Source organism: Actinoplanes sp. GCM10030250, from assembly GCF_042666575.1.
Taxonomy (GTDB): Bacteria; Actinomycetota; Actinomycetes; order Mycobacteriales; family Micromonosporaceae; genus Actinoplanes.
In genome coordinates, this window is the sequence record NZ_JBHTDO010000055.1 from 35,640 (window position 1) to 48,199 (window position 12,560).

At 71.8% G+C, this 12,560-nt stretch carries 10 protein-coding genes; 2 read left to right on the forward strand and 8 right to left on the reverse strand.

What is annotated here, in order from left to right; genetic code table 11:
- Positions 1 to 96: 96 nt before the first annotated feature.
- Positions 97 to 714, reverse strand: coding sequence for a TetR/AcrR family transcriptional regulator (locus ACFQV6_RS41475; RefSeq protein WP_378033220.1), 618 nt, complete (start codon positions 712 to 714; stop codon positions 97 to 99).
- Between the two features lie 127 nt (positions 715 to 841).
- Here ACFQV6_RS41475 and ACFQV6_RS41480 point away from each other — a divergent pair, with 127 nt between their 5' ends.
- A complete protein-coding gene (locus ACFQV6_RS41480; protein ID WP_378033228.1) occupies positions 842 to 1,948 on the forward strand; it encodes an epoxide hydrolase family protein in 1,107 nt (368 codons plus the stop codon).
- Between the two features lie 113 nt (positions 1,949 to 2,061).
- Here ACFQV6_RS41480 and ACFQV6_RS41485 read toward each other — a convergent pair whose 3' ends face one another.
- The 4 genes from ACFQV6_RS41485 to ACFQV6_RS41500 all read right to left on the reverse strand — a co-directional run bounded on the left by ACFQV6_RS41485 (position 2,062) and on the right by ACFQV6_RS41500 (position 8,173).
- Positions 2,062 to 4,524, reverse strand: a complete 2,463-nt coding sequence (locus tag ACFQV6_RS41485; protein ID WP_378033221.1) for a putative bifunctional diguanylate cyclase/phosphodiesterase — start codon at positions 4,522 to 4,524, stop codon at positions 2,062 to 2,064.
- Between the two features lie 147 nt (positions 4,525 to 4,671).
- A complete protein-coding gene (locus ACFQV6_RS41490; protein ID WP_378033222.1) occupies positions 4,672 to 6,444 on the reverse strand; it encodes a S8 family serine peptidase in 1,773 nt (590 codons plus the stop codon).
- Between the two features lie 94 nt (positions 6,445 to 6,538).
- A complete protein-coding gene (locus tag ACFQV6_RS41495; protein WP_378033223.1) occupies positions 6,539 to 7,612 on the reverse strand; it encodes a hypothetical protein in 1,074 nt (357 codons plus the stop codon).
- A 105-nt stretch (positions 7,613 to 7,717) separates the two neighbouring features.
- Positions 7,718 to 8,173, reverse strand: coding sequence for a MarR family transcriptional regulator (locus ACFQV6_RS41500; RefSeq protein ID WP_378033224.1), 456 nt, complete (start codon positions 8,171 to 8,173; stop codon positions 7,718 to 7,720).
- 82 nt (positions 8,174 to 8,255) lie between these two features.
- Here ACFQV6_RS41500 and ACFQV6_RS41505 point away from each other — a divergent pair, with 82 nt between their 5' ends.
- Entirely contained in the window at positions 8,256 to 10,052 is a 1,797-nt protein-coding gene (locus ACFQV6_RS41505) for a hypothetical protein (protein WP_378033225.1), read from the forward strand.
- Positions 10,053 to 10,095: 43 nt separating this feature from the next.
- Here the strand turns inward: ACFQV6_RS41505 and ACFQV6_RS41510 are convergent, their stop codons facing one another.
- From ACFQV6_RS41510 to ACFQV6_RS41520, 3 genes are all read right to left on the reverse strand, one after another.
- On the reverse strand, positions 10,096 to 11,289 hold the full coding sequence (locus ACFQV6_RS41510) for a helix-turn-helix domain-containing protein (protein WP_378033226.1): 1,194 nt from the start codon (positions 11,287 to 11,289) through the stop codon (positions 10,096 to 10,098).
- Between the two features lie 62 nt (positions 11,290 to 11,351).
- Complete coding sequence (locus ACFQV6_RS41515; protein WP_378033229.1) at positions 11,352 to 11,993, reverse strand: nucleotidyl transferase AbiEii/AbiGii toxin family protein; 642 nt, start codon at positions 11,991 to 11,993, stop codon at positions 11,352 to 11,354.
- A complete protein-coding gene (locus tag ACFQV6_RS41520; RefSeq protein WP_378033227.1) occupies positions 11,984 to 12,322 on the reverse strand; it encodes a hypothetical protein in 339 nt (112 codons plus the stop codon). Before ACFQV6_RS41520 ends, ACFQV6_RS41515 begins: the two co-directional genes overlap by 10 nt.
- Between the last annotated feature and the right edge of the window lie 238 nt (positions 12,323 to 12,560).

Below are 12,560 nucleotides of genomic sequence, written 5' to 3' on the forward strand. Positions count from 1 at the left end.
CAGACGGCACTGCCGGCCAGCCGCGGGCGGCCAGCTGGCCGTGAGAGGTGGTTCGGGCCGCGTCAGGCACCGCTGAGGACCGGCTGGGTTCCGGGGCTACTGAGGGGTGGACCAGCGCCAGTTGATCTCGGGGGCGGTGGGGGGAGGGGCGGGCAGCGTGGTGCCGGTGCGCAGGCCGTCGAGGAGGACGGCCAGGTAGCGGCGGCGGAGGGCGGCGGTGCGGACCGCATCCGGTACGCGAACCGCCGCGCACATCTCCAGCACCATCGTGATGTCGGTGGCGGCGACGTCCGGCCGCATCAGGTGCCGGGCCCGTTCGAAGAGGGCGGTGGCCGCCTCGTTCGCCCGTACGGAGTCGGCGTGCATCTGTTCGGTCGGGGTGAAGGTGCCCGCCAGGTGCACGGTCAGCGAGTGCACGTCGGCGTCCACCACGCCCCGCAGGAACCGCTCGAAGGCCGCCCAGTCGTCGGGCTCCCCGGCGGCCTGCTCGGCCTCGTTGATGAAGACGCGCAGCCCGTCGTGGCACAGCGTACGCAGGAGATCGTCCTTGCCCGCGTACCGCCGGTAGAGCGCGCTGATCCCCACCCCGGCCCGCTCGGCCACCGCCGCGATCGGTGCCCGCTTGTCCGCCAGGAACACCTCGCGCGCGGCGGCCAGGATCGCCACGTTGTTGCGCGCCGCCTGCTGCCCGCGCCCGGGCGCCGTACTCGTCATGGCCCTCACCCTAGCGGAACGGAACGAAGTATTCCGCTCCGTGCCGAACCCTGCTAGTGTTTGGAACGGAACGAACCATTCCGTTCCGGCGAATGGCCGGAGTGAACGAGGAGCTGACATGACCGAGATCCGCCCCTTCCGCATCGAGATCCCCGAGGCCGACGTCCAGGACCTGCGCGACCGGCTGGCCCGCACCCGCTGGACCCCGGAGATCCCCGGCCAGGGCTGGCAGCGCGGCGTGCCCGTCGACTACCTGCGCGAGCTCGCCGCCTACTGGGCCGGCGGGTTCGACTGGCGCGCCGCCGAGGCCCGGCTCAACGAGATGCCCCAGTTCCTCACCGAGGTCGACGGCCAGACCCTGCACTTCGCCCACGTCCGCTCCGCCAACCCGGCGGCGATCCCGCTGCTGATCACGCACGACTGGCCCGCCTCGTTCGCGCTCTACCTGCCGGTCGTCGAGGCCCTGCGCGAGGACTTCCACCTCGTGCTGATGAGCAACCCGGGCATCGGGTTCTCCGGCCCGCTCACCGCACCCGGCTGGACCACCACCAGGACCGCTGGCGCGTTCGTCGAGATCATGTCGCGGCTCGGCTACGAGCGGTTCGGTGTGCAGGGCACCGGTGGCGGCGGCGCGACGGCCGTCGAGATGGGCCGTCAGGCGCCCGAGCGGGTGATCGGCACGCACGTCAACGGGCACCTCACCTTCCCCTCCGGCGACCCGGCCGACTTCGACGGGCTCACCGAGGCCGAGCAGGACCGGCTGCGCCGGCTGCAGGAGTTCCGGGACGACAAGATGGGCTTCAACGTCATCCAGTCGACCCGGCCGCAGACGCTGGCGTTCGGCCTGCATGACTCACCCGCCGGTCAGCTGGCCTGGATCGCCGAGAAGTTCAAGGAGTGGACCGATCAATCCGCCGAGCTTCCCGAGGACGCGGTCGGCCGTGACCTGCTGCTCACCAACGTCAGCCTGTACTGGTTCACCGGGACGGCCGGCTCCTCCGCCAACCTGTACTGGGAGATGGCCCACGACCCCACGGCCTGGGCGCCGAAGCCGCAGTCCACGGTTCCGCTCGGTGTCGCCCTCGGTGTCACCGACATCACGGTGCGGCGGTTCGCCGAGCGCGAGGCCCCGGTCGCCCACTGGACCGAGCTGTCCGCGGGCGGCAACTTCCTCTCCGCCGAGCAGCCCAAACTCTTCGTCGACGACGTCCGGGCCTTCTTCCGCGGACTCTGAGGCTGCCAGGCCGCGGCCGGAAGTGGCCCAGGCTGCAGGCGCCCTGGTGGCCGGCTTCCGCCTGGTCCGACAAAGGCAAGGCCCGGCAGGCGAAAGCGGCCGGACAAAGACGGTCAAGCGACGCGGGAGACATCCGAGGCAGCGCGGGCGCCGAGCCAGGCGAGGAAAGCACTGTGCCCCGCCGGCCGGGCGATGAAGTAACCCTGAACGGCGGAACATTCATGGGTACGCAGATACTCGAACTCACTCTCGTCCTCGACACCCTCGGCCACCACCGTCAGCCCGAGTGCCCTGCCGAGCTGCAGGGCGGCATCGGTCACCGCCCGTCGATTGCGGTCGGTGACGATATGCCGTACGAAACTCTTGTCGATCTTGACTTCATGAATGGGCAGGTGAGCGAGCCGCCCGAGCGACGAGTGCCCGGTGCCGAAATCGTCCACCGAGAGCTTGACGCCCAGCTCGTGCAGGGCGTCGAGGGTCCGCCGGCTGCCCGCCGGATCCGCCATGATGCCGTTCTCGGTGATCTCCAGGGTCAGCGCCTCGGCCGGAACACCGTGCCGGTGCAGCACCTCACGCACCCGATCAGCGAGGCCCTGGTCGGCGACGATCTGCGGGCTGATGTTCACGGCCACCGAGATCAGGTGCCCGGCCCGGCGCCAGGTCGCGCAGTCGGCGAGCGCGGTGTCCAGGACGCGCCGGGTCAGCGGGTGGATCAGGCCGGACCGTTCGGCGAGCGGGATGAACTCGTCGGGCGGGACCGGGCCGTTCTCGTGCGCCCAGCGGGTCAGCGCCTCGGCGCCGAGCACCCGCCCGGTCCGCGGATCGACCTTCGGCTGGTAGACGACGGTGAGCGCGTCGCTGTCGATGGCGGCCCGCAGATCCGTGACCAGGGTCAGCCGCCGTGCCGTGTCCCGGTCGTCGCCGGGCTGGTAGACGCGCACCCCGGCCCGGGAGTCCTTCGCCGCGTACATCGCCACGTCGGCGCGGCGCAGCAGCCGGTCGGCGTCCAGACCGTGCTCGGGTGCCAGCGCGACACCGATGCTGGCCTGCGCGGTCAGGGTCAGATCACCCACCGGGACGGGCAGTTCGACGGTACGCCGCACCTCGGCGGCCAGCTCGGCGATCTCCCGCTCGCCCGCGTCCCGCAGGATCAGGGCGAACTCGTCGCCGCCGAGGCGGGCCACCGTGCCGTACCGGCCGAAGTCGTCGTGCAGGCGGCGGCCGATCTCCCGGAGCAGGTCGTCGCCGACGTCGTGGCCCAGCGCGTCGTTGACGTCCTTGAACCGGTCGAGGTCGAGCAGCAGGACGCCGACCGTGCCGCCGGGGCTCGCCCGGACCGCGTCGGTGGCCGCCTGGAGGTCGGCGGTGAACTGCCGCCGGTTGGGCAGGTCGGTGAGCGGGTCGTGGGACGCGGTGTGCCGCAGCCGCTCCACCAGGTGCACCTCGGAGAGTGCGGCGCCGGCGTGCGAGGACATCGCCTGGAGCAGGCGGACGTGGTCGGTGGTGAACTCGGCGGTGTCGGGCATGCACTCCATCACCAGCAGGACACCCGTCGACTCGCCGAGCCGCAGCGGCACCGCGATGCCCTGGTCGGTGTCGAGCAGGACCGGCGTACCGTCCTGGGCCGGGCCCCACCAGTGATCACCGGCGGTCAGCGGGACGCTCTCGAACTGGTCCATGCCGTAGAGGCGCAGGCGCATCGCGCCGTGGTCGCCGGGCACGATCAGCTCGGCGGTCTCGGCCCGGATCAGATCACGGACCTGACCCAAGACGGTACGGGCTACCGCATCCGGATCGGTCAACCCGTCCAGAGAGCTGGTGAACCGGTAGACGTCCTCGATGCGCTGCGAGACGCGGGTCTGTTCGGCGTACCGCCGGAAGACCAGGTGCGCCGCGAAGGCCAGGATGCCGAGCAGGAGTGCCGCGCTGACCCGCTCGCGTACCAGCAGGGCGGTGATCAGCGCGAGGGTGGTGGTGACCGCGACGAGCGGCAGCTGGAGCAGCTGCTTGACGTCCGCGGTGAGCAGCCGGTGCCACTCCTGGCTGTCGTCGTGCACCGCGATGACCGCGCTGATCAGCACGATCGACACCAGGTCGGCGGCGAACGTGGCGGCGTAGGCGGCCAGCCATCCGACCGGGCCGTACCGGTCGGAGCCCAGGGTGACCAGGTGGAACAGGGCGCCGGCGACGGCGGTCTGGGTGAGGTAGAGCGCGGTGTTGAAGGCGAGCTTGCTGCCGCGCTGGTGCCGGAAGATGGTCAGGCCGGCTAGGGCGCCGGCCAGGCGTACCGGGATCAGCAGGGCGGGCGGGAGCAGCAGCAGGCTGAGGACGAGCGGGATCTCACTGAGGCTGATGACGTGTGCGCCCCGGCGTACCGGGAAGACCACGGTGAACTTCTCCGCCAGCAGGAACAGCACCGCCAGAACGGTGAGCAGGACGAGGTCGGCGGACCCGGGCAGCGGCGGGCCGTACAGCACCCACAGGGCCTGTACGGCTACCACCAGGACGACCTGGGCGGCGGTCAGGGCGAACACGCGCCACCAGGCCGTGGCGGCACGATCCACGTCGGTGCCCACGGTGTCGCCTCCTTCGAACCCTCGTTCTCCCTGTCGGCGGATTCGTCCGTCTCTTGAGGGAGAAGATCGCGGGCGGTGGCAGACGCCGTGGGCCGGGCACCCGACGGTGCCCGGCCCACAGATGACCTATCGGATCAGCGGAGGAACTCAGCCCCAGCTGCGGCCCGCCCACGACCGCCCGGCCCAGGTGCCGCCCGCCCAGGAGCGGCCGGTCCAGGTGCCGCCGGCCCAGCTGCGGCCGGCCCAGGTGTCACCGGCCCACGACCGGCCCGCCCAGGACCTTCCGGTCCAGGTGGCCGGCGCCCACGTACGCGAAGCCCACGACGTCCCGGCGAAGTCCTTGCCGCTCCACACGGTGCCGTTCCATGTCCCGCTGGACCACGCCTTGCCCTGGCGCGCCAGCGGCGCCCACGTCGCCGGTGCCCAGGCCACCCCGAAGATGTCCCGCTCACCGGTCAGCACGGCCCCGCCGGAGTCGGCGACGTGCGCGCTGCCCCGGGAGAGCTCCAGCTTGCCCAGCCCGGTCGCGACCGGCCACTTCTGCACCGCGTCGCTCGGCACGCCCAGCGTGGCCGCCTCGGCGATGTCCACCTGCCCGGAACCGGCCGCGATCGGGTCCGCCCCGGCCAGCGGATCGGCCGACTGCATCAGCAGCCTCTTCACCTGGTCCGGCTTGAGGGTGGGACGCTGCTGGAGCAGCAGCGCCGCGGTGCCGGAGACCACGGCGGCGGCCTGCGAGGTGCCGCTGCCGCGGAAGTACCGCTGCTTGCCGGCCTCGTCGGTCACCCGGGCGGCCGGGTAGGTGGTGTCGATGTACGAGCCCGGCACCCGCAGCGACACCAGCGAGCGCCCGGCGGCGAGGACGTCGGCGTGCCGCAGCACGTTGCCCCGGTTGCTGAACGAGGCGACCTTGTCGTCGGCCCGGTCGTCGGTGCCGTTCGGGTCGGCAGCGCCGACCGCGATGACGTACGGGTTGGCCGCCGGCATCGTCACGCTGGTGGCCGCCGCACCGTCGTTGCCGACGCTGACCACCACGACGATGCCCTTGTTCCACGCGGCCTCCACCGCGAACGACAGCGGGTCGAGCAGCGCCGGCTGCACCGAGTCGGTGCCGAAGGAGAGGTTCAGCACCCGGATGTTCAGGCCCGGGTCGGTGCGGTGGGTGACCACCCAGTCGATGGCGGCGATCACCTGCGAGACGTCGCTGGCACCGTCCGCCGCGGCGACCTTGAGGCTGATCAGGGTGGCGCCGGGGGCGATCCCCTCGAAACCGGTCCCGCCGGGGGCGCCGGCGTCCGAACCGGCGATGATGCCGGCCAGGTGGGTGCCGTGGCCGTACGTGTCGAGCTGCGCCAGGCCGGGCGTCTGCGACTCGAACGACAGGTCCGGGCCGTTGATCACCTTGCCCGGCTGGTTGAGCCCGACCACCGGCGAGATACCGGAGTCGATGATCGCGACGCCGATACCGGCCCCGGTCAGCGACGCCGTGTCGACCTTGCCGTTCTTCACCTTGCCGCCGGCGGCCTTCTTGACGTTCTTGACCGGAGCGTCCTTGCCCCCGTCGTCGATCCACGTGCTGCCCTTGAGCCGGACCTCCGCGTCGGCGGTCACCTCCGCCACACCGCCGGTCGCCCGCAACGCGGGTACGGCGTCACCCGGCACCCGGGCGGCGAACCCGGTGATCACGTCGAGCGAGCGGGTGACGGTGCCGCCGAGCCGCTGGACGGCGGCCCGCACCGCCGGCGTCCCGGACGCCGTGTCCGTGCGCACGATCACGTCGACCGGAGCGGCGTCCGGCGCGGGCGGGGAAGCCCCTGCCGGACTGATGCCGAGCGGTCCCGCGGCGATCAGCGCGGCCGCAACCCCCACGCCGGTCCGCCGGGTCCATCGCCCGGGCGGACCTCCCTGTTTCCTGGCCATCTGAGCCCCTCTTCCGCGCCGGGCCGGTCGGGAGACCAGCCCTGGCATGTCGAGGAGCATCGGCAACCGATCGGAGACCTGAGAGAAACAGTGATCACGAAGTGCGGCGGCGCCTGGCCACGATGATGCCGAGGGCCGCCGCTGCCACGGCGAGGACGCCGCCCGCGACTGCCGCCCCGGCGGGGAAGCCGCTCGGCGGGGTCGCTGCCACCGGTCGCGTGCTGGGCGTGACCGGCTCCGCCTCCGGAGCGGCGGCCGGGACGCGCGTCGCCGCCGCAGCGGGGGAATCCGGCAGGGGATAGCGCAGCAGGCCCGCCCCGCCCGCCGACCCCTCGGTGACCTCGGAGATGGTCAGCAGGGACCGGCCGTCCTCGCTGTAGGCCACCGACTCACCCTGCGGCTCGTCCGGCAGCGCCACCGCCCGCGGCGTGCCCTCGCTGATCGCCCGTACCGGGTCGCCGTCCGGCACGTCGTACTCGAACGCGTCGGCGTACGTCCGCAGCACCACCCGCCGCCCGTCCGCGCTCGTCGCGCCCCCGGTGATCACGAGGTGGCCGGGCAGCCCGAACGGGTTGCTCGTCGAGGTCATCGGTACGGCCGCGTCGCCCGCCCGGCGCAGCGGGGTGGTCGCATCCGCCCGCAGTTCGCCGGTGGGCACGTACATCCCGGCGGTCAGCGGATCCTTGGTCACGATCACCGGCGTGCCGTCCCCGCTGATCAGAAGCGCCTCCGCGTCGTGCGCGCCGTCCGGATAGGACATCCGGTGAAGCTCGGGCTTCTTCGCGCCCGGCGCCAGCCGCCACAGGGCGATCGTGGTGCGCGAGCGCCCGTTGTCGCCGATGTCGGCCACCCACAGCGTGCCGTCCGGGCCGCGGGCCAGGTCCTCGGCGTCGCGGGGCCGCGACGGATAGGACACCGCCCGTTTCACCTTGCAGCGCCGGTCCAGGAAGAAGATCCGCCGCCCGGCCGCGTCGTCGGCACCGTCGTTGACCACGACATAGCCCGTGCCGTCGGTCACCAGCCCGGAGATCTCGACGAGCCGCTTGTCCTTGACCCGGCACACGACAGCCCCGGCGGCCCGTTCAGCGATCATGGCCGGCGCAGCGGCCACCGCCGGCCCGCCGCCGAGCAGCGTCGTCAGCAGAATCGTCCCCGCGGCCGGCACCATGACGCCCCCTCGCTCCGGCACCGACCCTACCCACGGGCGCCAACCGCTCCCGCCAGCCGCTCCCGTGAGCCGCCAACCGCTCCCGCTAGCCGCTCCCGTGAGCCGCTAACCGCTCCCGCCCGTGTTCCGGATCATCCGCTGGAGGACCTTCAGCGCCGTCACGTAGTCGGCGTCGCTGATGCCCGCGTGGATCTCGCCGCGGATCTTCGGAGCGATGGACTTCAGCTCGACCCGGGCCGCCTCACCGGCTTCGGTGATCCACAGCTCTCCCTCACCCTCCAGGCGCAGCCAGCCCCGATCGAGCAGCGCCTCCGCCTCGGCCGCGAGATCGTCTTCCCGCCGCAGGTAGGACTTCATCGCCCGGCGCAGCTCGCACACGGTGCGGCCCCGGCCGTCCGGGGAGAGATCGTTCGCGGACAGGTTGCGCAGCAGCCAGAACTGCGGCTGGGTGAACCCGTGGTCGGCCTGGCGGGCACGGGTGAACGCGATCAGGGCCTCGTACGCCACCCCGGTCCAGTAGGCCGCCGGCTGCCCGGCCAGCTCCTCATCGGTCACGGTCATACCCGGAACCTAGGACCTCAAGTCGGCTTCACGTCAACGCCCGGGGTCGCCGACATGATCAACGCCGCCCTATTCTGGCGCGATGCTCCCCACGCCACGGCCGCCCGGCCTGCTCGAGGCCATCGTCGGCGGTTATCACCTGGCGTGGACCAACCGGTCCCGGCTGCTGGCCTCACAGGCGCCGGTCCTGGCCGCGATGACGGCCGGCTTCCTGCTGCTCGACCTTTCCGGCGGGCGCGAGCACACGATGCTGCTCGACGGCGTGATCAACCTGGACGACGGTGCTTCCAAGCAGGCCTGGGCCCGGGCCGCCCTGGGCCTGCTGTGCGGGCTGCTCGCTCTGGTGGCCGGCATCCTCGCGCTGGCCGGCCCCGACCCGGACCGCCCGGTCCGGACCGCACTGGGCCGTATGCCGATGCTGGTCTCCGGCCTGATCCTCACCGTCGGCGTCGCCTTCGTGGTGCTCTGGGTGCTGCACAACATGGCCGGTGCGGTGCTGTTCGCGGGCATCGTCGCCGTGGTGTCGGCACGCCTGCTCGTGGAACTCGTGGTGCCGAAGCCCCGCTGGACGGCGACGGCTCCCGTTCTGCTCGGCGGGTTCGGCCTCGCGCTCGGTCTCGGGTGGCTGTCGGACCGGCTGGTTCCCCAGTTCCTGACCGCGGTGGCCGGTGTCCTGATCCTGACGATCGTGCTGGCCGCGACGGCCGGGGTGATCGCGATCCAGGCCGAGCCGCGGAAACTCGATGCCGCTCCGAAGCGGGCCTGGCCGGCCGTCGCGGCGCTCGCTGTCCCGCTTCTGCTGGGCGGTGGTGTTGCCGTGGCCAACCCGATCGACGCGCCGGTCGTCCGTACCCATGCATTCTATGGTCTTGCTCCTCAGGTCCTGGCCTGGCCCGAGGGGTCACACCCGGTGATCGTCACGATCGGCGGTGTCCGATTCTGTGACACCGACCTGTGCGACCGCTTCACCGGCCAGACCGGCGGACCGGCACTGTGGGACGACTACGGCACCGCCGGGATCGGCCCGGACGGCACCGTCGTCAAGGCCGCCATCACCGGCGGTGAGGACGACGGCGGGCCGTTCGCCGACTACGTCCGCTGCACGCGTGACGGCTGCCCGCGGGCGTGGGTCCCGGTCCGAGCTTCGGGTAAGGACAAGATCGATGGGTACGGCGGACCTGTCGAACTGGCCGCAAACGCCGCACCCGACGGGGCCACCTGGTTGTTCGTGGCAGTCCCGGTCCCCGGCAACCTCTACCGCCTGTCGCTGATCCGCTGCCAGGACACGCCCTGTACCGCACCGCAGCGCCACGACGCCGGGACGATCCGGCGGACCCCGGCCGACCGCTTCAAGGACGGCCGCCGGGCACGCCTGTCGATCGGCGCCGACGGCCGGCCGGTCGCCTCGCTGTGGATCGGGCACAGCCTGCGCCAGGTCACCTGCGACCCGGTCACCTGCGCGAACCGGCGGACCGTCGACGTCGACGCCGGTCCGCCCGATGCGGTCTGGCCGACGCCTGTGGAAGCTGGTCAGCCTGTCCTCTCCCTCGAGCGGGGACTGCTGCGGCGGGCTGCCGACGAGGTGATCGTGACGCAGGAGATGGCCCCGAAATCCGGTGCTCTGGCTGTCGGTGGCAGCACTGTGTATGTGACCGGGGCCGTTACCAGCGAGCGGCCGAGCACTGGGTTCTCCGTGACGATCGGGGAGCAGCCGGAGTACTGGCGGCAGGTTCTCTGGCAGTGCGGGGCGATTGATTGCCGGCGTACGCCGCTTGATGTGTTCGAGGGGCCGGCGCAGCGGGAGTTGATCGCTGTGGGGCCCGGCGGCCGGGTTCTGATCGCCCGTGACGACCGGACCGTGCTGGTCGACAACCTTTAGACGGTTACTCGCATCCGTCTTCAGGCGGTCACTGCATCCGTCTTCAGACGGTCACTTGCATCCTTTCGCACAGTCCGCGCAGCTCTGAGCCGCCGGCCGACCGGCGGGCGCGGTCCAGCAGGGCGCGGGTCGTCTCCTGGGCCACCGTCGAGGTGTGGACGTGCTGGGGTGCGATCCGTTCGGCCGTGAGCAGGAACCGGACCGCCTCCCGGTCGCGCCCGCGTAACCGGGCGAGTGCCCTGGCCGTGTCCGCGTAGAAGAACACCTGCCGGAAGCCCACCGGCAGCCGGCCCGGTTCGGTACGGCGGGCGATCTCCGCGGCCCGGCCCGGCTCGTCGCCGTCCACCTCGATGCCGATGCGCCAGATGTCCACATTGGTAGGCCCGAAGTAGAGGCCCATCGTGCTGGTCTCCCCGGTGATCCGGGCCAGCGAGGCGGCCTCATCGGCCCACGCCCGGCTGTCGTCGGCCCGTTTGCTGCCGCGGGACGCCTGCGCACACAGCAGTTGCAACGTACCCAGCAGTTCCGCGCCGCCCGGGCGGCCGGTGGAGCCCTGCAGAGCGTCGACTGCTCGCCCGGCCAGGGTCAGGGCACGCTCCCACGAACCGCAGACGGTTGCGGCGCAGGCACGCGCATAGTCCGCGTACCCCTGAAGCACTTGATCCTCGGCGGCGTCAGCCGTTTCCCGGCAGCGTTCGGCGCCCAGCCAGGCCTCGGCGGGGTGACCGAGATTGCGCAGGATCGAGGAGGCTATGAAGGTGGCGTCGCAGAGCATCCTCAGGACCTCGGCGCGCTCCGGGCCGGCGGCCGAGGCGTGCAGGCCGCGCAGAAGATCGGGGATCAGCCGGGCGGCGCCGGCGTAGTCGCAGGACTGGCGTAGCGAGTCGAGAAGAGTGAGGGTGCGGGCCAGTTCGCCGTGGGGCGGTGCCGGGCGGCCGGCGGGTTCGCTTTCGCCGAGGTCGATGTCGATGAGGGCCTGGCGGATGGCGTGGACGCCGGCGTGCGCGGCGACGGCTGCGCGGTCGGCGGCGGGGACCGTGGTGCCCGCGAGTTCGGTGGGGGAGCAGTCGAGGGCGGTCGCCAGGTCGGCGAGCATGAAGCGGTTGTCGGCCGCCTGGAGCCCTCGTTCGATGCGGCTCCAGGTGGCGTGTGAGACACCGGCGCGGCTCGCGGCGTGCCGGATGCTCCAGCCGCGGAGGAGGCGGCGTGCCCGGATACGTTCACCGATCGTCGTCATGGTTCGACGGTAGGAGGGGAAGTGGGGCCGAGTGGTACCACCTTGCACCACTCGGTGTGCGCCTAGTTCCGGGGCCAGCCCGCCAGCCGCGCCCGCAACGCCGCGATCGCCGCCCGATCCAGCCCATAGAGCGCAAACCGAGCATCATCCAGCCGATCCAGATAACTGCCCGCGTCCCCGATCTCCTCGGAATCAAGGGCCGGATCCGCTCGATACGCCAATTCCAGAACCCGCTCCAGCGGATACCGTTCCAGCGCCGCCGCCACATCGATGTAGTCCCGAACCTCACGCCGCGTCACCAGCGCCGCCACCTTGGTAGCCACCAGATCGTCCAGATGCATGACCGGCCCGACATCCATCACCACCGGCGCCCGATGCCGATCCAGCCGGCACAACGTCAGCCGCAGAGCCCGATGCTCACCCGCCACCAGGAACTCCTGAATGTCCGCGTCCATCCCCGCGAACAGTTCGTCCCCTTCTTCGCGAACCACCCGGTACCCCGCCGCCACCAGCGCCGCCGTCACCTCACCCGCCGCCGCGGCAACCCCGCCCGCGGTGTCGGTGAACAGATCCACATCCTCGGTGGGCCGCGCGACCAGCCCGTTGACGAGCCACGCCACACCGCCCCCGAGCACGAACCCGTGCTTGTCGGCGACGGCGAGAGCGATCCGCGCCACCTCTTGAAAAAAGTCGCTCACAGGCAGCGATTACGCAACCGCGGGTGCCGAGCCTCCCACGCCGCCCGCACCGCACGCGGCAGGTTCAGCTCCGGCCACAGCCTGATCAAAGTCGCCCCGTCCAGATATCCCCGCAGCTCATCCACCCGAATGGCCTCGCGAAGCACGTTCTCATACATCCACAGCAACATCGTGTGCTGCCCCAGATCGAACGCCCGCTGCGGATGCCACCACAACCGCAACGGCAACTCCACCATCCCACCGGCCGGCCCCCGCAGCTCACCCAGAGTGCCCGCCACGACAACCGGCCGATGCGGCCGGGCCAGGTGCATCACAGGGGCTGCGCTCGCGGACATACGGCCAGCCTAAACCGACATCCCGCCCGAAGGGCAAGCCCCTAGGTTCCTAGGATGCCTGAGAGGGTGTGCGCTCGGCCCTTCCAAGCGCGAATTCCAACGACCACAAGCCCTTTTTCGTACGACCCACGCAAAGTCCCCGAGCTACACCGCGACCACCTGCCCACTCCCGGCCGCAGCGCGCCCGCCGGGCGTAAGCGCGCGGCTGAACTCACCCCACCCCCACCCCCACCCCCTC